Source organism: Rhodococcus sp. NPDC058505 (genome assembly GCF_042720095.1).
Classification (GTDB): Bacteria; Actinomycetota; Actinomycetes; order Mycobacteriales; family Mycobacteriaceae; genus Rhodococcus_G.
Window position 1 is genome coordinate 46,246 of sequence record NZ_JBHXNB010000003.1, and the last position, 25,385, is coordinate 71,630.

Sequence of the window (25,385 nt, forward strand, 5' to 3'; positions counted from 1 at the left end):
GGGTGTCGACGGCCCTGCGCCGCTATTCTCCGCACCCCGGCTGGCCTGCCCGGCTCGGCCCGCTGGTGGTGCCCGCGGGTCGGGTGACCCTACGACCGATCCGGCTGCGCGACGCGGCGACCTGGAGTCGGTTGCGGATCCGGGACGAGGACCATCTGCGGCCGTGGGAGCCGACCGGTGAGGGTCCGTGGGATGCGCGGCACCACATCGGGAACTGGCCTGCGCTGTGTTCGTCGCTGCGCTCGGAGGCCCGCAAGGGCCGGATGCTGCCGATGGTCATCGAGCTCGACGGCCGGTTCTGCGGGCAACTGACGATCGGCAACGTGGTCGGCGGAGCGTTGCGGTCCGCGTGGATCGGATATTGGGTGTCGAAGGAGGATGGCGGCCGTGGCGTCGCCACCGCGGCGCTCGCGTTGGGTCTCGACCACGGGTTCGGTCCGGTCGGGTTGCACCGGATCGAGGCGACGGTGCGCCCGGAGAACCTGCCGAGTCGGGCGGTGCTGCGCAACGTCGGGTTCCGGGAGGAGGGCCTGCTTGAGCGGTACCTGGATGTCGACGGGCAGTGGCGGGACCATCTGTTGGTGGCGATGACGATCGAGGAGTTGGAGGCGACGGCAGCGGATCGGCTGGTGCGCGCCGGGCGCGCCTCGTGGGGCTGACGACCGTGCTGGCTACCGATTGGCTACCCGGGATGCGCGGATGCGGCAGTAGTGACTAATGTGGCATGTGGGAAAGCTGAGTCGGCGCGTCTGCGGGGAACAGTGCGCCGACGCAACTAGCCTGAGTGGACCAACCGGGTCGAATATGCAGGTGACAGCTGTGCTGGCAGCCGACAGGGAGGGAGGTCGCCCGACATGCCGAACTCGCTCGTGGTCATTGCGCTGGTGGCGATGTGGCTGTTCGTGCTGCTTCCGATGCAGGCCAAGCGCAGGCCGCGAATTCGTCAGACAACGGACGCGGCGCTCGCCACCCGGGTGCTCGACCGCGACCTGCACGCCCGCCAGAATCGGCGCGGCCCGGCGACCGGGCACCGCAGCGACCCCAACTGGCGCCCAGACCCCAATCGCCCCCTGCACGCGGAGGACTGGATGGAAGCGCACGCTCGAGCGGACGTGGACCCCCACGATCTCGACTACGACGACCCCGACCTGGATGCCGAGTACGACGACGACATCGACCGTGCCGTGCCGCGCTACGACGAGCGCGGCGGCACCCCCTACCGGCGCGGCCGCGGCGGCTTCGACCCCGAGGCCGACGCGATTGCCCGCGCCGCGCGGTACGCCTTCCGGCAGCGGGCGGTCCTCGGGTTGGTGCTCGCCGCGATCATGGCGGGTGCGCTGGCCCTGATCGTCTCCTCGACACTGTGGTGGGCGTGCGCGGCAGCGCTGCTCGGCACCGTCGGATACCTGGCGTACCTGCGTCGTCAGGTGCAGATCGAGCAGGAGATCCGGCGCCGCCGGATGGCCCGGCTCGGCCGGTCCCGGCTCGGGGTGGAGTCGCACGACGACGAGGAGCTCCGCCTGGTGCCCTCGCGCCTGCGGCGTCCCGGTGCCGTCGTGCTCGAGGTCGACGACGAGGATCCGGTCTTTGACCACCTCGACCGGCACGACCCGTACTTCGACGAGGACGACGATCCGGGTGAGGTCCGTCGCGTGGTCGGCCAGTAGTCCCCGAAACGGGTGTTGACCAGCTGATTTCATGGTTGCTCGAGGAGCCTGTTAGAGTTGCCGGGCACTCCTTCGGAGGGCAAGGACTGGGGCTGTGGCGCAGTTGGTAGCGCGCTTCGTTCGCATCGAAGAGGTCAGGGGTTCGATTCCCCTCAGCTCCACCAGTAGGACAGACAAGGCGTCGCCCGCATTGCCGGCGGCGCCTTGTCTGCGTCTCGGGACCCTCCGCCGCGTGTAGGTCAATCGTCCACCTTCCCTCCCGAATCGGCGCTGAACCATCGATCGATGTGGTCTACTCCTTCGCGACTTTGTGCCGGCGAGGCCGCATGCCGAGGTAACTGGCGCACCGAACCCTGGAGCACGGCGACCCGCCCTGCGCGGTCCGTCGTGGAGGAGACACATGTCTGACAACAACACTCGTCGCGCGGTCGGGGCGGTCGGAGCCTTCGCGGTTGCCGCGGGCTTCGCGGTGGTCGCAGGGTCGGGCGTCGCCGCCGCCGCGCCGGTGAGCGTGGACTGGTGGGACGGGAACTCGCACTTCACGCGCACGATCAGCAACAGCACCCCGAAGGAGGGCGACGTGGTCACCACGTCGACCCGGTTCGAACGCAAGGCGTGGACCAGCCTCGAGATCATCAACCAGGTCAAGGACGTGCACCCGACCTGCCTGACCTACGTCGAGGGCTCGGCGAAGGTCGACGGGACGCCGCGTGCCCTCGACAGCCAGGGGCCGGACTTCGCGAAGGTCACCGGCAGCTGGACGGTGTACCCGAACATCGATCCCAAATCGCACACCTTCGAGTTCTCCTACACGGTCGGTCCGGACTGCGATCGCTCCGTTCCGCTGATGACGACGATGCACTACGCGGGCGGTCTCGGCGAGGGCGTCTACCAGGGCAAGGGGCCGACGCTCACGGTCGCGAGGAACACCACCTCCACGACGCTCGCCGCGGTGTCCGGCGCGCAGGTCGGCGCGGCGGTGACCCTGTCCGCGGCGGTCACCGGCGGCGCGAACGGTGACACCGTCGAGTTCTTCGACGGCGGAGCCAAGATCGGCGCGGGCACCCTCACCAACGGTGTCGCGACCTACGCCTGGACCCCCGGCAACCGTGGATCGCACGCACTGGTCGCCAAGTTCCCCGCCACCGCGAAGGCGGACGCGTCCGAATCCTCGGCGCAGACCGTCCAGGTCACCGACGCCGACGTCGCCTCGTCGACCGCGCTTGCCGCGGTGTCCGGCGCTCAGGTCGGCCGCCCGTCCGTGCTGAAGGCGACGGTCACCCCGGCGGCCGCCGGCGGCACCGTGGTCTTCAAGGACGGCAACGCCACCCTCGCCGAGGTGCCGGTCGCCGCGAACGGTGAGGCCACCTACACCTGGGTGCCGTCGACGGCGGGCAGCCACGCGATCGGCGCGGCCTTCTCCGGCCGGGTAGGCGTGACCGGGTCCGCGGCGAACGCGACGGTCGAGGTCGCGGAGGCCCCGGCGGGCAACACCGCATCCAGCACCGCGATCGCGGTCGGCGCGAACCCGAAGGTCGGGGTCGCGAACACGGTCTCGGCGCAGGTCACCCCCGGCAACGCGGGCGGCTCGGTCACCTTCAAGGACGGCGATACCGTGCTCGGGACGGTGCAGGTCGACGCGGCCGGAACGGCGGAACTGTCGTGGACGCCTGCGACCGCGGGGCAGCGGGTGATCACGGCGGAGTACTCGGGTGCGGGCACCGTCAACGCCTCGGCCGACGCGGAGTCGGTGCAGGTGGCGGCGGCCGATGGCGGCACCCCCGGTGGTGACGGCGGCACCGGAAGCCTGGACGGGCTGTTCGGCTCCAGCTAGTTCCCTGACTCACCCGGATCCCCGTCACCGGCGCACGGTGGCGGGGATCCGCTGCGTCCGGGGCCGTTCGCGCCGCGATGGTGTGGGATCAGCCCGCGTAGAGGTCGTCGATCCGGTCCGCGTACTTCGCGGTGATCGGGGCGCGGCGCAGCTTCATCGTCGGGGTGAACTCGTCCCCGCCCGGCTCCCAGACGTCGGGGAGGATGGTGAACCGCTTGACCTGTTCGACCTGCGACAGGTGGCTGTTGGCGGCGTCGACGGCCCGCTCGACTTCCGTCCGCACGTCCGGGTTCACCGCGAGTTCCTCGGCGGTCTCGTCGGTGCTGCCGGTCCGCGCCGCGAACGCGGCTGCCACCTCGGTGTCGAGGGTGAGCAGCGCGGTCACGTAGGGGCGGTTGTCGCCGATCGCGACGGCCCCCGCGATCAGTGGGCTCGCGGCGTGCAGGGCGTCCTCGATGGCGGCGGGGGAGATGTTCTTGCCTCCGGTGGTGACGATCAGTTCCTTTTTCCGGTCGACGATGGTCACGTAGCCGTCGGTGTCGATGGTCGCGATGTCGCCGGTGTGCAGCCAGCCGTCGGCGTCCAGGGCGTCCGCGGTCTTCTCCGGCTCGCCGCGGTAGCCCCGCATCACGCCCGGACCCGAGACGAGCAGCTCGCCGTCGTCGGCGAGCTTCATGTTGACGCCTGCCATCGGTTCGCCGACCGTGCCGATGCGGATCGAACCGGGCCGGTTCGCCGTGCCGGTCGCGGCGGTTTCGGACATCGCCCATGCCTCGCAGCACGGGATGCCGAGGCCGAGGATGAAGGCCAGCACGTCGGGCGACATCGGGGCGGCGGCGGTGATCGCGAGGCGCACCTCGTCCAGTCCGAGCTTGCGGCGGATCGGGGCGAGCACGAGCCGCTCGGCCGCCGCGTGCTGCAGTTCCAGGCGGTGCGGGATCGGGACGCCTGCCGAGCGCATCCGCGCGGTGCGGATGCCGACGTCGATCGCCCAGCCGGCCAGCCGCCGTTTCGGTGCGCTGGTCTCCGCGTCGAGCGCCGCCTCGACCCCGGCCTTCACCTTGTACCAGACCTGCGGGACGGCGAGAAAGATCGTCGGGCGCACCTCCGGCAGCGCGGTCACCGCCTGCTTCGGGTTTGCGAGGGTGGTGATCTCGGTGGCGAAGAAGATCCCGCAGTAATGGGCGACGTTGCGGTTCGCGATGTGGGCGTCCGGGAGATAGGACACCCCGCGGTCGTCGGAGGTGGGGTGCGCGAGTTCGACGCTCGCATCCCGGAAGGCAATCACGTTCGTGTGGGTGAGTTCGACGCCCTTCGGCGGCCCGGTGGTGCCGGAGGTGTAGATGACCGTGATCAGGTCGTCGGGGCGGACGGCCCGCCAACTCGTCTCGAAGTCAAAGTCCGGGTCGGGTTCCGCCTCGACGTCCGCGAGGCCGATCGTGCCCTCCGGTGTGCCGTCGACGCACACGATGCGCTCGACCGGGGTGCCGGGCGCTGCCTCCCGGATCACCGGCAGGAACTGGCTCTCGCACACCATGATCCGGCAGCCCGCGTTGGTGAGCACGTGGTGCAGTTGCTCGGCGGCGAGGGTGTTGTAGACGGAGAACGGGGTGGCGCCTGCGTGTACCGCTGCCGTGTCGACGAGGTGGAACTCGGGACGGTTGGTCAGCATTAAACCCACCGTGTCCCCGTGTCGGACACCGAGTTTCGCGAGCCCGGCGGCGATGGCGCGGACCCGACCGGCGTACTGGCTCCAGGTGATTGTCACCGACCCGTCGGCGGTGCGCAGCGCCACCTTGTCCGGGTGGCGGGCTGCCGTGTCCTGGAACGCCGCGCACAGGGTGTCGAGGCTCATGGCGGATCCTCCTTCGGTGGGTGAAGGCGAGAGGGCGCCCGTCCATCCGGGGCTGCCATGTGACCCACGTCACCTCCAGGATAACGCTCCGTGCGGCGTGATCGGGACGGTTGGCGAACGGTCCGAACCGGCGCACACTTGACGGCATGGACCACAGGATGTCGGACGACGAGTTGCGAAGGGCGATCCGGACGTTGCGGGAGCGCGCCGACTACGCCCGCGGTCACGACGACGCGGCAGCAGCGGACGAGATCGAACGCACGATCCGCGAGTACCAGGACGAGATGGGGACCCGACTGTAGATCGGACCCCGCACCGGCGGCAGCAACCGCCGAGGGTGACCCCTGCGCCGGTCGCCCGCACGTACACTCCGATGCGGATCGTGCGGACCGGCATTGGGGGCAGTGATGAAGGAGCTCGGCGGTAAGAAGTGCCTGATCACGGGCGCGGGGAGCGGAATCGGTCGGGCGACCGCCCTGGCGTGCGCGGCCGAGGGTGCGCACCTGCTGCTCACCGACATCAACGAGGTCGGGCTGGCCGAGACCGTCGCTCTCGTCACCGGCGCCGGCGGCGTCGTGACGGAGTCGCGGGCCCTCGACGTCGCGGACTACGAGGCCGTCACCGCGTGGGCGACGCAGGTCGGTGGCGAGCATGGCGCGCTCGACATCGTGATGAACGTGGCCGGGATCTCGGCATGGGGGACCGTGGAGAACCTTGAGCACCGGCATTGGAAGTCGATGGTCGACGTCAACCTGATGGGCCCGATCCACATCATCGAGAACTTCGTGCCGCCGATGGTGCGCGCGGGGCGCGGCGGTCACCTGGTGAACGTGTCGTCGGCGGCCGGGCTGCTGGCCCTGCCGTGGCACGCCGCCTACAGCGCAAGCAAGTTCGGGCTGCGAGGCGTCTCGGAGGTGTTGCGGTTCGACCTGAAGCAGCACGGGATCGGGGTCTCGCTCGTCGTGCCGGGGGCGGTTCGGACACCGCTGGTGGGGACGGTCGAGATCGCGGGCGTGGACCGGGACGATCCGCGGGTCCGCAAGGCGGTGCACCGCTTCGAGCGGCGGGCGGTCACGCCCGAGCACGTCGGGGCGTGCATCGTGCGGGGCGTCAAGCGCGGGCGGTTCCTCGTCTACACCTCCGCCGACGTCCGGTTCGGGTACTGGTGGGCACGGAAGTTCGCGCCGCCCTACGAGTTCGTGATGCAGCAGGCCAACAACCAGTTCGGCAAGTTCCTGCGATAGCGCCGGCAGCGCAGGGCCCCGACCGGGCAGCGCGGAGCAGATCAGGACGCCCGTCCAGTCAGTTCGGTGAAACCGGCGATGCGGGTGACCGAATCGTGATCTACTGCTCCCCGATTTCGGCGCTGGACACCCCACAGCGAGGGGGTGGGCGCCGGGACCCACCACTTCTCGGGGGGCTGGTCGGTCCTCCCTCAGGTTCGGAAGGAATGGCATGTCGGGGATGTCTGGACGCCGCATGATCGCGGCGGCGAGCGCGTTGGGCGTGGCCGCCGGATTCGCGGTCGCATTGGGAACGGGGGTCGCGAACGCCGACCCCGCAACGGTGTCGTGGACGGACGGCGGTGCGAGCTTCACCCGCACGCTGAGCAACCCGACGCCCGCCGAGGGTGAGGTCGTCACGGCCACCACCACCGTCACCGCGGCGGGCAACACGATCAACTGGCTTGAGGATGTCCGCCCGACCTGCATGAACTACAAGCAGGACTCGGTCAAGGTCAACGGCCTCCCGGTTCCCGTCGCCGCCGTCGGCGCGGGCACCGTCAAGGTCCAGGGGTCCTGGGACGCGACCACCGAGCAGAAGTTCGAGTTCCAGTACACCGTCACCGCCAACTGCACCCGCGAGGCCGCGCAGAACAGCGGCGTCTCCTACGGTGGAAGCGCGGCATCGGGTGCCTACACCACCCAGGGTCCCGGGATCACCGTCACCAAGAACGCCACCACCACCACGCTGCAGCCGGTCGGTGCGCTCAAGGGCGGTGTCCAGTCGACGCTCACCGCGAAGGTCACCGGCGGTCGCGCCAACGACGTGGTCAAGTTCTACAAGGGCGCCGACGAGATCGGCACCGGCATGCTCGCCGCGGACGGCGTCGCGACCTACGCGTGGACCCCGTCCAACAATGACGCGGGCACCTTCGACATCACCGCGAAGTTCCTTGGCACCGGCTTCGCGCTCGAGTCGGTCTCCGCGGCGCAGAACGTCACCATCGAGGCGGGCGACCAGGTCACCCGGACCACAGTGATCGTCCCCGCAACATCGCTGGTCAACACCGATGTCGTGCTTGAGGCGCAGGTCGAGCCCTTCCCGGGTGCGGGCACGGTGACGTTCAAGAACGGGATGACCGTGCTCGGCACCGTCGACGTCGACGCCAACGGCAAGGCCAGCCTGGTGCAGAACTTCACCGTCAGCGGCGCCAAGACGATCACCGCGGTCTTCTCCGGCGCCCCCGGATTCGCGGCGTCGACGTCCGCCGCCCAGACCATCCAGGTCGGCGTGCCCGGCGGCGCCGACGTCGCGACCACGCTGACGCTCGACATCCCGGCGCAGGCGCAGGCGGGTCGCTACATCTTCATGCGCGCGAACGTGGCGCCGAAGGCGAGCGGGGGCACCGTGCAGTACTTCAGTGGGCAGGAGCCGCTCGGCAACCCGGTCAACGTCAACGACGGTCTCGCCCAGCAGAGCTACCTGTTCGGCGAGGTCGGCGTGTTCGACATCCGCGCCGTGTACAGCGGAGCCCCCGGCTTCCTGCCGTCCGAGAGCACCACGACCATCACCGTGACCGACGAGCCGCTGCCCAACACCGGTGGTGGCAGCTCCGACCTGATGGGCATGTTCGCGTCGTAGCATTCCCGGCCCGAACGAACGACACCCCGCCCCGGCAGTGCCGGGGCGGGGTGTTCGTCGTTCAGGCGGTGACGCGGGTGGATCCGTCGAACGTCAGTGCCCCGCTGTGCATCTCGTAGACGGCGTCGACCAGGTCCAGCGGTCCGAGGTCGTGGGTGACCATCACGACCGCGACATTCCGCTCCCTGGCTACCGAACCGAGCAGGGCGACGATCTCCCGGCTGCGCGGCTCGTCGAGCGCGGACGTCGGCTCGTCCACCAGCAGCACCGACGGATCGTTCATCAGGCTGCGGGCGATCGCCACCCGCTGACGCTGCCCGCCGGACAGCTGGTGCGGGCGCCGGTCGAGGTGCCCGCCGAGGCCGAGGGTGGTGAGCAGATCCCTCGCCCGGTCCCGCTGATCCCGGACCCGGCCGCCGGATAGGTGCGTCATCAGCAGCAACTGCTCGGTTGCGGTCAGCGAGGCCATCAGATTGGACTGCTGGAACACGAAGCCGAGTCGCTCGCGCCGCAGCGTGGTGCGCTGGGCCCGGCTCAGTCCGGTGAGATCGGCGCCGTCGAGGCGGACGGTGCCGGAGTCGGGGGTGGTCAGCAGGCCGGCGACCGCGAGGAGGCTGGACTTGCCCGACCCGGACGGCCCGGTCACGGCGGCGAACTCGCCGCGGTCGACGACGCAGGTGACGTCGTCGAGGGCGCGCAGCCGGGTGTCGCCGTCGGGGTAGGTCAGCACGATGTCGCGAAGCTCGATGCTCATGGGAAGGTCCTTCCTGGTCAGCGGGCCGCGGCGAGCGCGGTCCTCGGGTCGATCGAGGCGATGCGGGTCACCGCGGCGGCGGCGCCGAGCATGCCGAGGGCGATCAGTGCGACGAACGGCAGCAGCACGCCGCCGACGGTGAGGGTGAACGGGACGGCCTGTGCGGCAATCGTTCCCAGCCCGACGGCGGCCAGCGTCCCGAGCCCGGTGCCGAGCACCAGCAGCACCAGCCCCTGCCCGAGCGCATCCCGCAGCAGGTATCCGGTGGACGCGCCGACCGCCTTGAGCACCGCCAGGTCCGGGCCACGCTGGATGGTCCACACCGTGAAGAAGGCCCCGACCACCAGTGCGCTGACCACCAGCAGCATGCCCTGCATCAACAGCAGTGATCCCCGCTCGGAGCTGTACCCGCCGATGGCGTTCACCGCGTCGTCCACGTCGGTGATCGCGGTGCCGGTCGCGGCGCCCGCCGCGGTGGCGTCGAAGCCGGGGGAGGTGCGCAGCGCGACGACGGTGCCGTCGCTGCCCGCCGCGGTCGGCAGCGCCAGCCAGTCCGCGCGGTCGAACCACACCACCGGCTGGTGGTTGTAGAACGAGTCGTCGACGAGAGCGGCAACCGTCACGGTTCGGCCGCCCGCGTCGACCCGCTGCCCGACCGCCCAGCCGTTGTCCTCGGCCAGCTCGGTGTCCACCGCGACCTCCCCTGCGGCGAGCGGCACCGGGGCGGCGAACGAGGCGCCGTCCACGCCGAACGCGCTCGCGCCGACGTCCCGCCCGTCCACCGTCAACCGCACCGGTGCGATACCGATCAGCGCGGCCTCCTCCACCCCGGCACGCGCCGCGAGCGCGTCCCGCTGGGCGCCGTCCACCCGGGATTCGGAGAACGACAGGTCTTGGCCCTGCGCGGGCACCCCGAACGCGAACCGGTCCGCCCCGATGCCCCGGACCGCCGCGATCGACTGGTTGCCCAGCCCGGCCGTCAGACCCGACAGCATCACCACCATCAGCGCGATCAGGAACAGGACCACACTCATCAGAGTGAAGCGGCCCTTGGCGAAACGGAGATCACGAATACCGATGAACATGACATCCAGCCTCGCCCGGGAACGGGTGCGCTCGCATCGCGCGACGGTTGGGTGTGGTGGTCAATCGAAAGTTGGAATGACTGCGCCGCGGCAGGTCGACGGCCGCCGGCGGTGTTAGCGTGGACGAAATGCAGCTCCCTCACGACCGCGGCCCGATGCCGGTGTTGCGGGTGATGACCCTCGGCGCCCACGTGCTGTTCGTGCTGCTGCTCGCGGTCGGCGTGGCCCGCGCCCTGACCGGTGACGCGAACCCCGCCGCTGCGGTCGCCCTCGCCGCGCTCCTATTCGGCTGGTACCTCGCAGGCGTCTGGTTCGCGGGGCGGTCCGCCGCCACCGGCCGCCCCGGATATGGTCGGCTGTGGCTCGGCGTCCTCGTCCTCGGCTGGCTGGGACTCTCCGCGCTCGACGGCAACTTCGTCTGGGTGGCGTTTCCGCTGTTCTTCCTGTGCTTCCACCTGCTGTCCACCGCGGCGGCGCTGGCGTCCACGGTCGCGATCACCGCCGTCGCGGTCGCCGCGACGCTGTGGCACGGCACCTCGAACACGGTCGCCTCGATCCTCGGGCCGGTCTTCGGTGCCGCGGCCGCCGCCGGGATGGCGGTGGTCTACCAGCAGCTCGTCCAAGACGCGCAGCAGCGCCGCCGACTCTACGACGAACTCGCCCGCTCCCATCACGAATTACTCAGCGCCCAAGACGAACTCGCCCTGGTGCAGCGGGAAGCCGGGGCGGTCGCCGAGCGTGAGCGGCTGGCCCGCGACATCCACGACACCCTCGCCCAGGGATTCTCGTCGATCGTGCTGCTGGCCAGGGCCGGGGAACGGGCGTCCGATCCGGTCGCGGCGCTCGCCCGAATCGCCGACACCGCGCAGGACAACCTCGCCGAGGCGCGCCGGGTGGTGGGGGCGCTGACGCCGTCCGCCCTCGAGGACGCCTCGCTGGCCTCCGCGCTCGGCAGGCTCGTCGGCCAACTGCGCGACCACACCGGAATCGACGCGGGCCTCGTCGTCGACGGAGAACAGGCAGGACTGCCGATGGAATACGACGTCGCGCTGCTGCGCGTTGCGCAGAGCGCGCTGGCCAACGTCCGGTTGCACTCCCGGGCACAGCAGGTGCGGGTGACCATCGCCTACACCCCCGACGAGGTGCGTCTCGACATCGTCGACGATGGGGTCGGGTTCGACCCGGACGCGGCGCCAGCGCCGACCTCGTTCGGCCTGCGCGCGATGCGGGAACGACTCGACTCGCTCGGCGGATCACTCGTCGTCGAGTCCGCCGTCGGGGACGGAACGGCCCTTGCCGCGACGCTTCCGGTGCCATCATGACCCTGAGAATCGTGCTGGTCGACGACCACCCGGTCGTCCGGGCGGGGCTGCGTGCCCTGATCGGATCGCACGACGGGCTCGACGTCGTCGGGGAGGCGTCCTCGGGGGAGGACGCGCTCGACCTGGTCCGCGCGCAGCGACCCGACGTCGTGCTGATGGACCTGCGGCTCGGCGAGGGCATGGACGGCGCGCAGGCGACCGCGGCGATCGTCGCGGAACCGGGTCCGCCGCGTGTCGTGGTGCTCACCACCTACGACACCGACACCGACATCCTGCGGGCCGTGGAGGCAGGCGCGTCGGGCTACCTGCTCAAGGACAGCGACCCGCAGGTGCTCGTCGATGCGATCCGGTCCGCGGCACGCGGCGACACCGTCCTCAACCCCGCTGTGGCACAACGGCTCTACCGGAGGATTCGCGACCCGCGGGTGGACCTGAGCAGTCGGGAGACGGAGATCCTCGCCCTCGTCGCCAGGGGCCTCTCCAACCGGGCCATCGCCAAGGACCTGTTCGTCACCGAGGCCACCGTGAAATCGCATCTGGTGCACGTCTTCTCGAAACTGGAAGTGGACAGCCGCACCGCGGCCGTCGCGGTGGCGAGGGAACGTGGGCTGATCAGCTGAGCCCCCGCCGCGCTACGCCCTGCGCGGCTTGCCGCGGTATGCCCTGCGCGGCCCGCCGCGGTCGGTACTACTGTCGGATCATGAACGAGAGCCAGCCCCCGCGGGTCGATTCGGAGGTGGGGCGGCTGCGCACCGTGCTGCTTCACCGGCCGGGAGACGAGCTCAAACGGCTGACACCGCGCAACAGCGACCAGCTTCTCTTTGACGGGCTGCCATGGGTGGACCGGGCCAAGGACGAGCACGACGCGTTCGCCGACCTGCTGCGCTCGCGTGGGGTGGACGTGTTGCTGCTCTCGGAGGTGTTGACCGAGACGCTGACCGTCAGTGGCGCCGCACGCATCCAGGGCATCGCGGCGGCAGTCGACCCGAGACGACTCGGACACACACTGGCGCAGGAGCTTTCGGGGTACCTGCGGACCGTCGCGCCGGACACCCTCGCGACGGTGCTGACCGCGGGGATGACCTTCGACGAGTTGCCGATCGGTCCGGGCGGGCCGTCGCTGGTGCGGCGGATGCATCACGGCGGCGACTTCGTCATCGAGCCGCTGCCGAACCTGCTGTTCACCCGCGACTCGTCGTTCTGGATCGGGGACCGGGTCGCGATCACCTCGCTCGCCCTCCCCGCCCGGGTGCGGGAGGCGTCGCTGACCGACCTGATCTACGCACACCATCCGCGGTTCCTGGGGGTGCGCCGCGCCTACGAGTCGCACACCGCGCCCGTCGAGGGCGGTGACGTGCTGCTGCTCGCTCCGGGGGTGGTCGCGGTCGGGGTGGGGGAGCGGACCACCCCGGCAGGCGCGGAAGCACTGGCGCGCAGCGTCTTCGAGGACGGGCTCGCGCACACGGTCCTGGTGGTGCCGATCGAGCAGCGGCGCGCGTCGATGCACCTCGACACGGTGTGCACGATGGTCGACGTCGACGCCGTCGTGATGTATCCGGCGGTCGCGCACACCCTCTCCGCGTTCACCCTGCGCAGTGAGGAGACCGGGGTGTCCATTCGAGGTGCGGAACCGTTCCTGGACGCCGCCGCCGCCGCGATGGGCATCGACAAGCTCCGCGTCATCGACACCGGCCTCGACCACGTCACCGCCGAGCGGGAGCAGTGGGATGACGGGAACAACACGCTCGCGCTCGCGCCGGGCGTCGTCGTCGCCTACGAGCGCAACGTGGAGACGAACGCGCGGCTCGAGGCGTCGGGCATCGAGGTCCTGCGCATCGCAGGCTCCGAACTCGGGTCCGGCCGCGGCGGACCCCGGTGCATGTCCTGCCCGATCAGCCGCGACTAGAGGATGGTGGTGACCTTCTCGACCGGCCGGGCGAGGACCGTCCCGCGGTCGGTGACGACCAGGGGTCGCTCGATCAGGATCGGATTTTCCACCATCGCGTCGAGCAGTTCGTCCTCGCTCGCGTCGGCCAGTCCGAGGTCCTTGTAGATGGCCTCCTTCCTCCGGATTGCCTCGCTCGGCTTGAGGCCCGCGTCGTCGAGGAGCTTGCGCAGCCCGTCCCGGGACGGCGGCGTCTCCAGGTACTTGACGACGGTCGGCGTGATGCCCGCCTCCTCGATCAGCGCGAGCACCTTGCGGGAGGTGCTGCAGCGCTGGTTGTGGTAGATCGTCGCGGTGTGCGCCGGAGTGCTGCCTGCGGAAGTCGTTGCCATGCCCCATAGTGTGCCCGCATCACCGAAATCGCGGACGGCGGCGGCCCGGGTGGGGTTCCATGACCCGATGGACTCCGCGTACCTGCACCTCTGGATCGAGGCCACCGACCTGCTGACCCGGTACGCCCGCGCCGTCGACGCCAGGGACTGGGACCTGTACCGCACGGTGTTTGCCGCGGATGCCCGCATCGACTACAGCACCTCGGGCGGGCCTGCCGGCGATCGGGAGGCGGTGATCGAGCAACTCGAGCCGATGCTCGCGCTGTTCAGTCGCACCCAGCACTACGTCACCAACATGGATATTCGCGGCTTCGACCCGGATGGCGGCACGGCGTCGGTCAGCGCGATGTTCTACAACCCGCTGATCGTTGCGCCGGGCAAGCAGTTCTTCTGCGGCGGCTGGTACCACCACGAGTTGGTGCGCACGCCGGACGGCTGGCGCAGCGTCCGGCTCGTGGAGGAGGCGGCGTGGTTCGATCGCGCCGAGGAGGCGTTCTCCGGGTAGCCCGCGCGGGCGGCGTCCACGGGCTAGCCTCGCGAGATGCGCATCGACATCGATCCGGCTGCGGCGACCGCCCCGTTCGAACAGGTGAAGTTGCAGATCCTCGAGCAGGTGCGGGACGGCGGGCTGATCGCGGGCACGAAGCTGCCGACGGTGCGGGCGCTGGCGGAGCAGTTGGGGCTGGCCGCGAACACGGTCGCCAAGGCGTATCGGGAACTCGAGGCGATGGGTGCGATCGAGACCCGCGGGCGGCTCGGGTCGTTCGTCGCGGCGACCGGCGACGCGTCGCGGGGTGTCGCGGCCCGCGCGGCAACCGAGTACGTGGCAACCGTCCGGAGCCTCGGGTTGTCCGACGGCGTTGCCCGATCCCTGGTTGAGGCCGCGATCCGCGGCGCGTGAGGGCCTACGCTCGGAGGAGGGCGCGCCAACGGAGGTGGCCATGGTCTACCGCGTCGTCGAGGTGCTCGCGATGGTCGGACACTTCGCGTTCCTCGGGTATCTGGTGTTCGGTGGCTTCCTGGCGTGGCGCTGGCCGCGGACGATCGCGGTGCACGGGGCCGCCGTGCTGTGGGGTGCCGGGTCCGTGCTGGTCGGGTACGACTGTCCGCTGACCGCGGTGCAGAACTGGGCGCGGGTTGCGGAGGGCGGGTCGCCGTTGCCGTCGTCCGGCTTCATCGCGCACTACATCACCGGTGTGCTCTACCCGGTCGACGCCGAGAACCTGGTTCGGCTGCTCGTCGTCGCTGTGGTGCTGCTCTCGTGGATCGGGTATCCGCGTCAGGCCCGAGCATCGGCACACCGCCACCCCCGGATGGTTGACGCTTCAACCTAACCATGTCACAGTGAATGAGTTCCCGAGGCGGGAACCCGCGCCGCACACCGAAAAGGACCGCGACATGAAATCCAGCGCACTCCGCGACATTGCCCTGCTCATCGCCCGCGTCGGCATCGGCGTGATCTTCGTCGCCCACGGCTGGCAGAAGTTCTTCACCTATGGCATCAGCGGGGTGCAGTCGTCGTTCGAGCAGATGGGGGCGCCGGTGCACAACGTGTCCGCGGTCATCGCCGCGACGGTCGAACTCGTCGGCGGGTTCGCCCTGATCGCCGGAATCGCCACCCCGATCGCCGGCCTCCTGCTGTTCCTCGACATGGTCGGCGCGTTCTTCATCGCGCACGTCGACAAGGGCATCTTCGTGTCCGAGGGTGGCTACGAACTGGTCCTCGCGCTCGGCGTCGCCTCGCTGCTGATCGCCGCAACCGGGGCGGGCCGGTTCAGCGTCGACGCCCTGATCGGGGGACGCGGAGGCGCACGGACCGTCACCGCGTAGCGCGCCGGGGACGCGCCGCCCGTCGCCGAAGTTTGCTTTTGCCCGGGAGGGCACGCAACGTTAGGGCATGGTGGGGAGAACCGAACTGTCCGAGGATGACGCCTCCGAGCGCCCGGCTGCTGGCCCGCTCGCCCCGTCGGGCGGCGGGGCGCCGCGCACCGACCGCGTCGTATTCGGTGTCGCCGCTGCCGCCGCCGCCGTCATCCTGATCTGGGGACTCGTCGACCCCGATGGGCTCGCCTCGGTCACCGGGACGGTCCTCGACTGGCTGGTCACGAACATCGGATGGCTGTTCATCCTCGCCGCGAGCGGGTTCGTGCTGTTCGCCCTGTGGCTCGCGATCAGCAGATACGGCCGGATCCCGCTCGGCAAGGACGGCGAGAAGCCCGAGTTCAGCACCGTCAGCTGGATCGCGATGATGTTCAGCGCGGGGATGGGTATCGGGCTGATGTTCTTCGGCGTCGCCGAGCCGCTCGCGCACTTCGTCACGCCCCCACCCGGCACCGAGGGGCAGAGCCGGGTCGGAACGGCGATGGCGACCACGATGTTCCACTGGAGCCTGCACCCGTGGTCGACCTACGCGGTCGTCGGCCTCGCCCTCGCATACGGCACCTATCGGCGCGGCCGCAAGCAGCTGTTCAGCTCGGCCTTTGTCGCGCTCCTCGGCCGCCGCGCGGAGGGGCCGATCGGCAAGGTCATCGACATCCTCGCCATCTTCGCGACGATGTTCGGCACCGCCGCGTCCCTCGGTCTTGGGGCACTGCAGATCGGCTCGGGCCTCGAGGTGGTCGGCTGGTTGGAGAAGGCGGGGGTGCTGCTGCTGGTCTCGATCGTCGCGATCCTGACGCTGGCGTTCGTCGCGTCCGCCGTGTCCGGGGTGTCGCGCGGAATCCAATGGCTGTCGAACACCAACATGGTGCTGGCCCTCGCCCTTGCCGTGTTCGTCTTCGTCCTCGGGCCGACCGTGCTGATCCTGAACCTGATCCCCACCACGATCGGCGCCTACGCGAGCCAGCTCGCCGAGATGTCCGCCCGCACCGCGGCGTCGAGCAACCCCGCCACCGCCGAATGGCTCTCGTCGTGGACGATCTTCTACTGGGCGTGGTGGATCTCCTGGACCCCGTTCGTCGGGATGTTCCTGGCCCGGATCAGCCGCGGCCGCACGATCCGGGAGTTCGTCGTCGGTGTGATCGTGGTCCCCAGCGTCGTCAGCCTGCTGTGGTTCAGCGTGATGGGCGGTGCCGGGATCGGTGAGCAGCGCGACGGCATCGAGCTCGCGACCCGCGGCACGTCCGAGTCGCAGCTGTTCGGAATGCTCGAACACCTGCCCCTGTTCGGGGTGTCGACGGTGCTGGTGATGATCCTGGTCGCGATCTTCTTCGTCTCCGGAGCGGACGCCGCCTCGATGGTGATGGGGACCCTCTCACAGCGCGGGAACCTGGCACCGAGCCGCTGGGTGGTGGTGTTCTGGGGCATGCTCACCGGCGGTGTCGCGGCGTTGATGCTCTGGACCGGTGGCGAGGACGCCCTCGACGGCCTGCAGACCATGACGATCATCGCGGCCGCCCCGTTCGTGGTCGTGATGATCGGGCTGTGCGTGTCGCTGTACCGGGACCTGCGGCACGACCCGATGATCCTGCGGCCGCATCAGCGGCGGAAGCTGCCCCTGCACGGCCAGCTGCCGCACCGGCACCGCCGGGCCGGCGACACCGGGTCGGCGACACCCCCCTGACGGGTCAGCGCCAGCTCGGCAGCCACAGCTGCTGCTGCCACATCTCCGGGGTGATCGGCAGGGCCGTCAGGATCGGCCAGAGCCAGACGAAGTTCGCCACCACCAGCCCCAGGTACAGGGCCACCGCGAGCAGGCCGACGCCGCGCCGTTCGGCCGCCTGCCGCGCGGACCCGATCACCTCGCCGCACACCAACGCCAGACCCATCACCAGGAACGGCGCCAGCGCGACCGCGTAGAAGAAGTACATCTGCCGGTCCATCGTCACGAACCAGGGCAGCAGCCCGGCGCCGTAGCCGACGAGGACCGCCGCGTACCGCCAGTCCCGTCCGACCACCGTGCGCCACAGCGCCCACCCGAGCATCGGCAGCGCCAGCCACCACATCGCAGGCGTGCCGATCAGCATCACCGCCTTAACGCAGCTCTCCGCGCCGCAGCCGGACACCTGGTCGCCCTCGGCGAAGTAGTACAGCATCGGCCGCAGGCCCATCGGCCACGTCCACGGCTTCGACTCCCACGGGTGGTGGTTGCCCGCGGAGTTCGTCAGTCCGGAATGGAACTCGAGCACGTTGCCGCTGTAGTACCACAGCGACCGCAGCGCGGAGGGCACGAAGGAGAAGGTGCCGCCGTACCCGAGCTGGTCGCCGACCGCATGCCGGTCCACCCCCGTCTCGGACGTGAACCACGCCCAGTAGGACGCCAGGTACACCCCGATCGGGACGAGCACCAGCGCATACAGGCCGGGCCCGATGTCGCGCACCGCGGCGCCAACCCACGGTCGCCGCACCCCGTGGTAGCGCCGGGCCGCGACGTCAAACGCCACGCACATCAGCCCGAAGAACGCGATGAAGTAGATCCCGGACCACTTCGTTCCGCACGCCAGGCCGAGCAGGACGCCCGCCCCGAACCGCCACCACCGCACCCCGAGCCGCGGGCCGAACTCGGAGTGCGCGATCCGGCCCTCCGCGAATACCACCGCCATCCGGCCCCGCACCTGGTCGCGGTCGACGATCAGGCACCCGAACGCGGCGACGACGAACACCGCCATGAAGATGTCGAGCATCCCGATCCGGGACGAGACGAACGTGACACCGTCCGCGATCAGCAGGATGCCCGCGATCGCGCCGACCAGCGTGGACCGCGTCATCCGCCGCACGATGCGGATCACCAGCAGGACCAGCACGGTGCCCGCGACCGCCGCGGCGAAGCGCCAGCCCCAGCCGTTGTAGCCGAAGATCGCCTCGCCGAGCGCGATCAGCTGCTTCCCGACCGGGGGGTGCACCACCAGCCCGTAGCCGGGGTTGTCCTCCAGTCCGCCGCCGGTGAGCGCCTGCCAGCCCTGCGGCGCGTAGTGCTTCTCGTCGAAGACCGGGGTCCCCGCATCCGTCGGATAGCCGAGCATCGTGAAGCGGGTGATCGCGGCGACCGCGGTCAGGAACAGGGTGACCACCCAGCCGCGCAGCCGGTCGGTCGGACCCGGATCGGGGACGGGCGCCGCGGGACCCGGGCCGACCAGGACGGGGTGGTCGACGCGGGGCGTCGAACGCGCGTCGGTCAACTGGGTCACCGGACGATCGTAGGCTGTCGGGCATGAACGGTTGTCTGGTCCTCGCTGCCACGCCGATGGGAGAGGTGCGTGACGCCTCGGAGCGGCTGCGCGACGCCCTCGCGACCGCGGACGTGGTCGCCGCCGAGGACACCCGCCGCACCCGGCACCTCGCGTCGGCGTTGGGGGTGACGATCACCGGGAAGGTCGTCAGCTTCTACGACCAGGTGGAGACGACCCGACTGCCCGCGCTCGTCGAGGACGTCGCGGCGGGGCGGACGGTGCTGCTGGTCACCGACGCGGGCATGCCGTCGGTCAGCGACCCCGGCTACCGGCTCGTTGCGGCGTGTGTGGCGCGGGACCTGCCGGTCACCTGCCTGCCCGGCCCGTCCGCGGTGACGACCGCGCTGGCGTTGTCGGGGCTGCCGGTCGAGCGGTTCTGTTTCGACGGGTTCCCGCCGAGGAAGCAGGGGCCGCGCCGGTCCTGGCTGGAGACCCTGCGCGCCGAATCCCGGGCCTGCGTGTTCTTCGAGGCGCCGCACCGGCTCGCGGACTGCCTCGCCGACGCCGTCGAGGTGCTCGGTGGGCAGCGCCGGGCCGCGGTGTGCCGGGAACTGACGAAGACCTACGAGGAGGTGCGCCGCGGCACCCTCGCCGAGCTCGCGGCGTGGGCGGTCGAGGGAGCGCGGGGGGAGATCACGGTCGTGCTGGAGGGGGCAACCCCGGTCGCGGCCCGGCCGGAGGATCTCGTCGGCGAGGTCGAGCGGCTTGTCGCGGATGGTGCCCGGCTGAAGGACGCATGCGCGGTGGTCGCCACGAACGGTGTGTCGAAGCGGGAGATCTATGAGGCGGTGCTCGCCGCGCGCAAGGACTGACGCGGCCGGTCGGGCGTCGGCGCTCAGCTCGGCATGCCCGCGAGCACCACGATCAGCCCCACCGATGCGGCGATGACGAGCGCGGCCGCCAGGGTCGGCGGGAACATCGCGGCGATCTTGACGGCGATTCGGCTCATGGTCGACTCCTAGGATTCTGCGTGTTCGGCGTGCCCAGGTGCAGCGTGCCCGGCGGGAACTACCCCTCGAGAATCGTCAGTCCCCGCCGGCGCCGCTACGTGGTGCAGGACCCCACCTGCACCGGACACCACTGTGCCGCCCCGACCGCACCCGACCAATTGGTCTGCCCGAGGATTCCGGTATTCTCCCTGTTCACACGCTATGAGGAACTATTCCGCAGCGGATTTTCCGCGGGTGGGAACCGGAAGGTGGACGGACCGGATGCCGGAAGGGCCCGATGCCAGGCTGCATTTTGCCGACCAGTTGCGGCTGCTGTTCGCGACCGCTGGCGGACCGCCGCTCAAGACCGTCGTCTCGGAGGCGGGTGCGCTCGGTCGGGCCATCGGCGCGGACAAGCAGGTGTCGATCCAACGGCTGAGCGACTGGCGCTCCGGCAAACGGGTGCCCGCGAGTTTCGACGCGGTGCGACCGGTCCTCGTCGTCCTGATCCGGACCGCGCAGTCGATGCACGGCAACCCCCCGACCCCCGGCCTGTACTCCCTCAAACAGTGGCAGTCGTGGTGGCAGGGCGCCCGCGACGGCGGCGCCGCGACCCGCAACCGGGCCGAGTCGGACCGGGCCGACGCCACGCCACCGCTGGCCGGGGTGCGCCCGTATCGCGGTCTCGAGCCCTATCGGGCGGAGGATGCCCGGCTGTTCTTCGGCCGGACCGAGAGCCTGCAGCGGCTGATCGACGTGGTGACCGCCGCCCAGGGGCGGGGCATGACGATCGTCACCGGCGCGTCCGGGGTCGGGAAGTCCTCCCTCGTGCAGGCCGGCCTCGTTCCCGCGCTGCTCGGCGAAGCGTCGGGGAGCCCCGACGCCGGCACCGCCGCGGGCGTCGCGATCGTCCTCACCCCGGGACCCGATCCGCTCGGGGCGCTCGCCGCAGCGGTGCCCGAGCTCGGTGCCCTGCCGCCCGCCGCGGACGCGGCCGCGGTCCGGCTCGCGATGCGCTCCGCCGCGGACCGGCTTGGGGCCGCCCAGCTGGTGATCGTCGTCGACCAGATCGAGGAACTGTTCACCCAGTGCCGCGACCCCCGGGCCAGGGATCCGTTTCTGCGGCTGCTGGACCTGGCCGCCTTCTCCCTCGGCCCCGACGAGACGGCCGACGCCGCCCCCCTGATCATCGCGACGATGCGGTCCGACTTCTACGCGCGGGCACTGACCCATCCGGTGCTCGCGGATGCGCTCGAACGCCGCAGCCGGGCGGTGTCGCCGCTGTCGCGGGCCGACATGGTGGAGGTCATCACCCGGCCTGCGCAGCTGATCGGGCTGAAGCTCGAGGCCGGGCTGGTGGACCTGATCCTGCACGACCTCGGGGTGCTGACGTCCACCGACGGCGGTGGCACCGTGCTGCCGCTGCTCTCGCACCTGCTCGATTCGATGTGGGAGCGGCGGCGCGGCGGACAGCTCACCGTCGCCGCCTATCGGGCGACGGGCGGGGTCCGCGGGTCGGTCGCGGCCACCGCGGAACGCACCTGGGAGGGCCTCGACGAGCGCGAACGCCTGCTGGCCAGGGCGATCATGGTGCACCTGGTGTACGTGACGCAGACCGGGGCCGACGTCAAGATCCGGCGGACGCTGCCGCAGCTGCTTGCGTTCGCAGGCGGGGCCGCGGACCCGGCCAGGCAGGTCGTCGACCGGTTCATCGGGGCCCGGGTGCTCGTCGCGGACGCGGACAGCGTCGAACTGATCCACGACGCGGTGATCGACGCCTGGCCGCGGCTCAAGACCTGGATCCAGGAGGACCGGTCGTACTCGGCGGTGCGCCAGCAGATCGAGGAGGACGCGTCCCGGTGGGAGGAGTCCGGTCGCGACAGCAGCCTCCTCTACCAGCGGGGCAGGCTGGACATCGTCCGCGAATACGATGCGCCGCGGATCGCGGCGGAAGGCTATCCGGACCCCGGTCGTGACGGTGACCGGGTCCCCGCCACCCTGACCCCCGTCGCCACCGAGTTCCTGTCCACGTCGACGCGGAACGTGCGGCGCAGCACCTGGATCGCGCGGGCGGTGATGGCTGCGCTGGTGCTGTCGACGGTGGTGGCCCTTGTCGCGGTGTCGATGGCGTGGTCGGCGAAGAACCGCGCCGAGTCGGAGCGCAGCGCGGCCCAGTTCCGTCAGGTGGTGGCGCTGGCCGACTCGCTGCGCAGCACCGACCCGACCACCGCGGCGCGGCTCTCGCTCGCCGCCTGGCAGATGCGCCCGGGCAGCGACACCGCCTACTCGCGGCTGATCGCGAGCGAATCGACGCCGATCGGGCGGGCGCTCGACGGTCACACCGGGCCCGTGTACGGCGTCGCGATCTCCCCGGACGGGTCGATGATGGCGTCCGCCAGCGACGACCGGACGGTGCGGCTGTGGGACATGCGGGACCCCGCGGCCCCGCACCCCGTCGGTGTGCTGCTGACCGGATCCGAGAAGTACATCGCGTCGGTGTCCTTCGCGCCGACGGGGCGGGTGCTGGCCGCGGGCGCCGGGGACGGCACCGTGTCCGCGTGGGATGTCACCGACCCGGCCGCACCCCGACCGCTCCTCGAGGGGGCGCGCGCCGGGACGAAGGCGGTGCACAACATCCGGTTCAGCCCGGACGGGCGCACCCTGGCTGCACCCAACGACGACGGCACCGTCACCCTGTTCGATACCTCGACCGTGCTGACCTCGCCGCCCGCGCCGGGACCGTATCCGGCGACGACGCTGGCCGCCCACCCGGCGGGCGTGCGGACCATCTCGTTCCGCGCGGACTCGGCGGTGATGGCGACGTCCAGCGACGACCGCAGCGTCAGGCTGTGGGACATGAGCAACCGGTCGGCGCCGACGCCGCTGCCGCCGGTGCAGGCGGACTTCGGGGACGTGGTGCATTCGGTGGCGTTCGCGCCTGACGGGCGCACCCTCGCCGCCAGCAGCGATGACGGGGTCATCCGGTTGTTCGACACCACCGACGTGCGCGCCGTCCGGGAGGTCGGTGCCCCGGTGCACGCGCACACCGGGGCGATCTGGACGATCGCCTTCGCCGCGGACGGTGCGACGCTGGTCAGCGCGTCCTGGGACGGGACCGTCAAGCGGTGGGCGGTCGCGACCGGGCGCGGCACGATGAGCGAGGTGAAGCCGGCCCTGACCGGCAACGGGGGCGGGGTGCCCGCGCTGGCGGTGTCGCCGGACGGGTCGACCGTCGTGACCGGCGGGCAGGACTCGAACCTGCGGGTGTGGACACTGCCCCGCTCCGCGCTGTCGGTGTCGGAGGCGGCGTTGACGCTGCCGTCGATCAGCAGGGATGGGTCGCTGATGGCGACCGGCGGCTACGACTCGGTGGTCCGGATGTGGCGGGTCGACGGGGACGGTCGTGCCGGGGTGGTCGGGTCGGTGCACCTGCCGCGGCCGTTCGGCGGGGCCCACATGGTTGCACTGTCGCCGGACGGGACGCTGATGGCGACCGCGCCGACGACCGGCGGTCAGGTGCAGGTCTGGGACGTCGCCGACCCCGCCCGGCCCCGCCCGCTCGGCGAACCGATCACGATCCGGACCAGGTTCACCTGGGAGTTGGCGTTCAGCCCGGACAACCGGACGCTGGCCACCGGCGACGACGACACCAGCGTGCAGCTGTGGAATCTCACCGATCCGGCGCACCCGATTCCGTGGGGGGACCGGCTCGACGGCCCAAGCAACCTCGTGCGCACCGCGGCGTTCAGCCCGGACGGGTCCACCCTGGTTGCCGCCGACGCCGATGGGGGGGTGTTCGCGTGGCGGGTCGACGATCCGGCCCGGCCGGTGCCGCAGCACGTCGACGACGGCGGCGGCGGGGCGGGGATCAACGCGGTGTCGTTCGCGCCCGACGGGTCGGCGATGGCGACTGGAAGCGACGACCAGACGGTGGTGATGTGGGACCGCGCGGAGGACGGTTCGCTGACGGTGCGGCAACCCGCGCTGCGCGGGCACAGCGGCACCGTCTACTCGGTGTCGTTCGGTTCGGACGGCAGGCACGTGGTGTCGGGCAGCGATGACGGCACCGTTCGACTGTGGGACGTCGCGGACCGCGATCACATGCGCGAGGTGGGCGGACCGATCGCCACGGACGGGTCGGGTCGATGGCAGGTCGCCTTCCTGCCGGGGTCGGACACGGTGGTGGCCGCGGACGGCGACGGCGTGCTGCGGGCGTGGCGGCTGGATGTCGCCGCGATCATCGACCGGATCTGCGCGTCGTCGTCGCCGCTGACGGCGGACCAGGAGACCGACTACGAGCTGTCCAGGTCGGCGCGGGGGGAGTGCTCCGGATAGCGCGGGATCCCGGCAGGCCGGAGGGTCACGATGCTGGACGCCTTGTCGAGGCATTCCTGCCACTCCGCGTCGGGGTCGGAGTCGATCGTGATGCCGCCGCCGACCCCGAGTTCCGCGCGGCCGTCGGGGGCGAACTCGACCGTCCGGATCGCGACGTTCAGTTCGGTGCCCGCCAGCGGGGACGCGAACCCGACGGTGCCGCAGTACAGTCCGCGCGGGTACGGCTCCCACGCGGAGAGTAGCTGTCGGGCACGGTGTTTCGGGCATCCCGTCACCGACGCGGGCGGGAAGGCGGCGTCGAACAGGTCGGCCGTCGTTGTGCCGGACGGGACGGTGGCGGCGACCGTGGATACCAGGTGCCACACGCCGGGCGCGGGGTGCACGCCGAGCAGGTCGGTGACGGTGACCGTGCCGGGGACGGCGAGGTGGCCCAGGTCGTTGCGCACCAGGTCCACGATCATCACGTTCTCGGCGACGTCCTTGACCGACGCGCGCAGCCGCCGCGGGTCGGTGTCGATCGGGAGCGTCCCCTTGATCGGGCTCGACGTCACCCGGTCGCCGTTCCTGGCGAGGAACAGTTCCGGCGACAGCGACGCGGCGGCCCCCCACGACCCCTGGAGGTAGGCGGCCCGCGCCGGGCGGGTCGCCTCGGTCGCGTCGGCGAAGAAGTCCAGGGACTCGCCGTCCATCGTGCCGGTGTACCTGGCGCACACACATGCCTGGTACACCTCGCCCGCGGCGATCGCATCGAGGCACGCGAGCACGCCGGAGCGGTGTGCGTCCCGGTCGGGTGCCGTCCAGTCGAGATGCCAGGGCCGCGGCCGGGTTCGCGGTCGGGTGACGGCGGTCGACCATGCCGGTGGGCAGGGGCGGCCGGTGAGCGACTCGTACCACCAGCAGCCGTCCGCGTCGAGCCGCAGGACACAGTCCGTCCAGCCCCCGGCGGCCTCCGGCAGGGCGGCGGTCCGGCCGCTGTCGGGCGTGTCGGGGTAGCCGCGGTACCCGATCCATCCGCCGCCGATCAGCGGGGTGTCGCCGCGCCCGGCGGTCGTCGGCGTGGTGATCGGCGCGGCGGGGGGACGCGTCAGCGCGAACGCCCGCCGCGGCGCGACCGGCCGGGTCGTGACACTCGGGACCAGCACCGCCCCGGACCCGAACCAGTCGCCGATCAGCGCGGCCGGCCCGGGCGCGCCCGTCGCGGCGGCCTGCGACGCGAGCGCCCGCAGCACCGCCGCCGGTTCCCCGCCGGTGCCCAACCGTTCGATCCGCATGCGGAAAGGGTGTCACGAGGGTT

At 71.1% G+C, this 25,385-nt stretch carries 22 protein-coding genes and 1 tRNA gene; 17 read left to right on the plus strand and 6 right to left on the minus strand.

The window, feature by feature from the left end:
* Positions 1–2: 2 nt before the first annotated feature.
* The 4 genes from ACFWPA_RS03305 (at position 3) to ACFWPA_RS03320 (ending at position 3,501) form a co-directional block, all read left to right on the plus strand.
* Positions 3–659: a GNAT family N-acetyltransferase gene (locus tag ACFWPA_RS03305; protein WP_378505627.1), complete on the plus strand. Its 657-nt coding sequence runs from the start codon at positions 3–5 to the stop codon at positions 657–659.
* Positions 660–854: 195 nt separating this feature from the next.
* A complete protein-coding gene (gene glpR, locus ACFWPA_RS03310) occupies positions 855–1,667 on the plus strand; it encodes a gephyrin-like molybdotransferase receptor GlpR (protein ID WP_378505628.1) in 813 nt (270 codons plus the stop codon).
* Between the two features lie 88 nt (positions 1,668–1,755).
* Positions 1,756–1,831 (plus strand) — tRNA-Ala (locus ACFWPA_RS03315).
* A 236-nt stretch (positions 1,832–2,067) separates the two neighbouring features.
* Complete coding sequence (locus ACFWPA_RS03320; RefSeq protein ID WP_378505629.1) at positions 2,068–3,501, plus strand: Ig-like domain-containing protein; 1,434 nt, start codon at positions 2,068–2,070, stop codon at positions 3,499–3,501.
* Positions 3,502–3,589: 88 nt separating this feature from the next.
* Here the strand turns inward: ACFWPA_RS03320 and ACFWPA_RS03325 are convergent, their stop codons facing one another.
* Positions 3,590–5,356: an AMP-dependent synthetase/ligase gene (locus ACFWPA_RS03325; RefSeq protein ID WP_378505630.1), complete on the minus strand. Its 1,767-nt coding sequence runs from the start codon at positions 5,354–5,356 to the stop codon at positions 3,590–3,592.
* A gap of 146 nt (positions 5,357–5,502) precedes the next feature.
* Here ACFWPA_RS03325 and ACFWPA_RS03330 point away from each other — a divergent pair, with 146 nt between their 5' ends.
* The 3 genes from ACFWPA_RS03330 to ACFWPA_RS03340 all read left to right on the plus strand — a co-directional run bounded on the left by ACFWPA_RS03330 (position 5,503) and on the right by ACFWPA_RS03340 (position 8,221).
* On the plus strand, positions 5,503–5,658 hold the full coding sequence (locus ACFWPA_RS03330) for a hypothetical protein (RefSeq protein WP_378505631.1): 156 nt from the start codon (positions 5,503–5,505) through the stop codon (positions 5,656–5,658).
* A 105-nt stretch (positions 5,659–5,763) separates the two neighbouring features.
* Complete coding sequence (locus tag ACFWPA_RS03335) at positions 5,764–6,600, plus strand: SDR family oxidoreductase (RefSeq protein ID WP_378505632.1); 837 nt, start codon at positions 5,764–5,766, stop codon at positions 6,598–6,600.
* 211 nt (positions 6,601–6,811) lie between these two features.
* Positions 6,812–8,221 (plus strand): Ig-like domain-containing protein, encoded by a 1,410-nt coding sequence (locus ACFWPA_RS03340; protein ID WP_378505633.1) that lies wholly within the window; start codon positions 6,812–6,814, stop codon positions 8,219–8,221.
* 61 nt (positions 8,222–8,282) lie between these two features.
* On the opposite strand, the gene ACFWPA_RS03345 is transcribed toward ACFWPA_RS03340, so the two are convergent.
* Positions 8,283–8,975: an ABC transporter ATP-binding protein gene (locus tag ACFWPA_RS03345; RefSeq protein WP_378505634.1), complete on the minus strand. Its 693-nt coding sequence runs from the start codon at positions 8,973–8,975 to the stop codon at positions 8,283–8,285.
* A gap of 17 nt (positions 8,976–8,992) precedes the next feature.
* On the minus strand, positions 8,993–10,060 hold the full coding sequence (locus tag ACFWPA_RS03350) for an FtsX-like permease family protein (protein ID WP_378505635.1): 1,068 nt from the start codon (positions 10,058–10,060) through the stop codon (positions 8,993–8,995).
* A 128-nt stretch (positions 10,061–10,188) separates the two neighbouring features.
* Here ACFWPA_RS03350 and ACFWPA_RS03355 point away from each other — a divergent pair, with 128 nt between their 5' ends.
* The 3 genes from ACFWPA_RS03355 to arcA all read left to right on the plus strand — a co-directional run bounded on the left by ACFWPA_RS03355 (position 10,189) and on the right by arcA (position 13,288).
* Positions 10,189–11,382, plus strand: coding sequence for a sensor histidine kinase (locus ACFWPA_RS03355; protein ID WP_378505636.1), 1,194 nt, complete (start codon positions 10,189–10,191; stop codon positions 11,380–11,382).
* On the plus strand, positions 11,379–12,002 hold the full coding sequence (locus ACFWPA_RS03360; protein WP_378505637.1) for a response regulator: 624 nt from the start codon (positions 11,379–11,381) through the stop codon (positions 12,000–12,002). The genes ACFWPA_RS03355 and ACFWPA_RS03360 overlap by 4 nt, the downstream gene beginning before the upstream one ends.
* A gap of 80 nt (positions 12,003–12,082) precedes the next feature.
* Positions 12,083–13,288 carry an arginine deiminase gene (gene arcA, locus ACFWPA_RS03365; RefSeq protein WP_378505638.1) on the plus strand — a complete coding sequence of 402 codons (1,206 nt, stop codon included), beginning with the start codon at positions 12,083–12,085 and terminating at the stop codon, positions 13,286–13,288.
* On the opposite strand, the gene arsC is transcribed toward arcA, so the two are convergent.
* Complete coding sequence (gene arsC, locus ACFWPA_RS03370; protein ID WP_378505639.1) at positions 13,285–13,659, minus strand: arsenate reductase (glutaredoxin); 375 nt, start codon at positions 13,657–13,659, stop codon at positions 13,285–13,287. The genes arcA and arsC overlap by 4 nt on opposite strands.
* A 67-nt stretch (positions 13,660–13,726) precedes the next feature.
* Here arsC and ACFWPA_RS03375 point away from each other — a divergent pair, with 67 nt between their 5' ends.
* The 5 genes from ACFWPA_RS03375 (at position 13,727) to ACFWPA_RS03395 (ending at position 17,221) form a co-directional block, all read left to right on the plus strand.
* The gene (locus ACFWPA_RS03375) at positions 13,727–14,164 is read left to right on the plus strand and encodes a nuclear transport factor 2 family protein (RefSeq protein WP_378505640.1); all 438 of its coding nucleotides are present in this window, start codon (positions 13,727–13,729) and stop codon (positions 14,162–14,164) included.
* A 36-nt stretch (positions 14,165–14,200) separates the two neighbouring features.
* Positions 14,201–14,560 carry a GntR family transcriptional regulator gene (locus tag ACFWPA_RS03380; protein ID WP_378505641.1) on the plus strand — a complete coding sequence of 120 codons (360 nt, stop codon included), beginning with the start codon at positions 14,201–14,203 and terminating at the stop codon, positions 14,558–14,560.
* 40 nt (positions 14,561–14,600) lie between these two features.
* A complete protein-coding gene (locus tag ACFWPA_RS03385; protein ID WP_378505642.1) occupies positions 14,601–14,993 on the plus strand; it encodes a DUF2784 domain-containing protein in 393 nt (130 codons plus the stop codon).
* A 64-nt stretch (positions 14,994–15,057) separates the two neighbouring features.
* The gene (locus ACFWPA_RS03390) at positions 15,058–15,489 is read left to right on the plus strand and encodes a DoxX family protein (RefSeq protein ID WP_378505643.1); all 432 of its coding nucleotides are present in this window, start codon (positions 15,058–15,060) and stop codon (positions 15,487–15,489) included.
* A 67-nt stretch (positions 15,490–15,556) separates the two neighbouring features.
* Positions 15,557–17,221, plus strand: coding sequence for a BCCT family transporter (locus ACFWPA_RS03395; protein WP_378505644.1), 1,665 nt, complete (start codon positions 15,557–15,559; stop codon positions 17,219–17,221).
* 4 nt (positions 17,222–17,225) lie between these two features.
* On the opposite strand, the gene ACFWPA_RS03400 is transcribed toward ACFWPA_RS03395, so the two are convergent.
* A complete protein-coding gene (locus tag ACFWPA_RS03400; protein WP_378505645.1) occupies positions 17,226–18,785 on the minus strand; it encodes a dolichyl-phosphate-mannose--protein mannosyltransferase in 1,560 nt (519 codons plus the stop codon).
* 23 nt (positions 18,786–18,808) lie between these two features.
* Between ACFWPA_RS03400 and rsmI the strand changes: the two genes are divergently transcribed.
* Both rsmI and ACFWPA_RS03410 read left to right on the plus strand, forming a co-directional pair.
* Positions 18,809–19,639, plus strand: coding sequence for a 16S rRNA (cytidine(1402)-2'-O)-methyltransferase (rsmI, locus tag ACFWPA_RS03405; protein ID WP_378505646.1), 831 nt, complete (start codon positions 18,809–18,811; stop codon positions 19,637–19,639).
* A 399-nt stretch (positions 19,640–20,038) separates the two neighbouring features.
* The gene (locus ACFWPA_RS03410) at positions 20,039–24,091 is read left to right on the plus strand and encodes an NACHT and WD repeat domain-containing protein (RefSeq protein ID WP_378505647.1); all 4,053 of its coding nucleotides are present in this window, start codon (positions 20,039–20,041) and stop codon (positions 24,089–24,091) included.
* On the opposite strand, the gene ACFWPA_RS03415 is transcribed toward ACFWPA_RS03410, so the two are convergent.
* Positions 24,049–25,362 carry an aminodeoxychorismate synthase component I gene (locus ACFWPA_RS03415; protein ID WP_378505648.1) on the minus strand — a complete coding sequence of 438 codons (1,314 nt, stop codon included), beginning with the start codon at positions 25,360–25,362 and terminating at the stop codon, positions 24,049–24,051. The two genes, ACFWPA_RS03410 and ACFWPA_RS03415, sit on opposite strands and share 43 nt — an antisense overlap.
* Positions 25,363–25,385: the final 23 nt, after the last annotated feature.

What these genes read in the sequence shown, in the direction of transcription:
- glpR (WP_378505628.1), top strand. Translation starts at nt 855, where the DNA reads ATGCCGAACTCGCTCGTGGTCATTGCGCTGGTGGCGATGTGGCTGTTC.
- ACFWPA_RS03320 (WP_378505629.1), top strand. Translation starts at nt 2,068, where the DNA reads ATGTCTGACAACAACACTCGTCGCGCGGTCGGGGCGGTCGGAGCCTTC.
- ACFWPA_RS03325 (WP_378505630.1), bottom strand. Translation starts at nt 5,356, where the DNA reads ATGAGCCTCGACACCCTGTGCGCGGCGTTCCAGGACACGGCAGCCCGC.
- ACFWPA_RS03330 (WP_378505631.1), top strand. Translation starts at nt 5,503, where the DNA reads ATGGACCACAGGATGTCGGACGACGAGTTGCGAAGGGCGATCCGGACG.
- ACFWPA_RS03335 (WP_378505632.1), top strand. Translation starts at nt 5,764, where the DNA reads ATGAAGGAGCTCGGCGGTAAGAAGTGCCTGATCACGGGCGCGGGGAGC.
- ACFWPA_RS03340 (WP_378505633.1), top strand. Translation starts at nt 6,812, where the DNA reads ATGTCGGGGATGTCTGGACGCCGCATGATCGCGGCGGCGAGCGCGTTG.
- ACFWPA_RS03345 (WP_378505634.1), bottom strand. Translation starts at nt 8,975, where the DNA reads ATGAGCATCGAGCTTCGCGACATCGTGCTGACCTACCCCGACGGCGAC.
- ACFWPA_RS03350 (WP_378505635.1), bottom strand. Translation starts at nt 10,060, where the DNA reads ATGTTCATCGGTATTCGTGATCTCCGTTTCGCCAAGGGCCGCTTCACT.
- ACFWPA_RS03355 (WP_378505636.1), top strand. Translation starts at nt 10,189, where the DNA reads ATGCAGCTCCCTCACGACCGCGGCCCGATGCCGGTGTTGCGGGTGATG.
- ACFWPA_RS03360 (WP_378505637.1), top strand. Translation starts at nt 11,379, where the DNA reads ATGACCCTGAGAATCGTGCTGGTCGACGACCACCCGGTCGTCCGGGCG.
- arcA (WP_378505638.1), top strand. Translation starts at nt 12,083, where the DNA reads ATGAACGAGAGCCAGCCCCCGCGGGTCGATTCGGAGGTGGGGCGGCTG.
- arsC (WP_378505639.1), bottom strand. Translation starts at nt 13,659, where the DNA reads ATGGCAACGACTTCCGCAGGCAGCACTCCGGCGCACACCGCGACGATC.
- ACFWPA_RS03375 (WP_378505640.1), top strand. Translation starts at nt 13,727, where the DNA reads ATGGACTCCGCGTACCTGCACCTCTGGATCGAGGCCACCGACCTGCTG.
- ACFWPA_RS03380 (WP_378505641.1), top strand. Translation starts at nt 14,201, where the DNA reads ATGCGCATCGACATCGATCCGGCTGCGGCGACCGCCCCGTTCGAACAG.
- ACFWPA_RS03385 (WP_378505642.1), top strand. Translation starts at nt 14,601, where the DNA reads ATGGTCTACCGCGTCGTCGAGGTGCTCGCGATGGTCGGACACTTCGCG.
- ACFWPA_RS03390 (WP_378505643.1), top strand. Translation starts at nt 15,058, where the DNA reads ATGAAATCCAGCGCACTCCGCGACATTGCCCTGCTCATCGCCCGCGTC.
- ACFWPA_RS03395 (WP_378505644.1), top strand. Translation starts at nt 15,557, where the DNA reads ATGGTGGGGAGAACCGAACTGTCCGAGGATGACGCCTCCGAGCGCCCG.
- rsmI (WP_378505646.1), top strand. Translation starts at nt 18,809, where the DNA reads ATGAACGGTTGTCTGGTCCTCGCTGCCACGCCGATGGGAGAGGTGCGT.
- ACFWPA_RS03410 (WP_378505647.1), top strand. Translation starts at nt 20,039, where the DNA reads ATGCCGGAAGGGCCCGATGCCAGGCTGCATTTTGCCGACCAGTTGCGG.
- ACFWPA_RS03415 (WP_378505648.1), bottom strand. Translation starts at nt 25,362, where the DNA reads ATGCGGATCGAACGGTTGGGCACCGGCGGGGAACCGGCGGCGGTGCTG.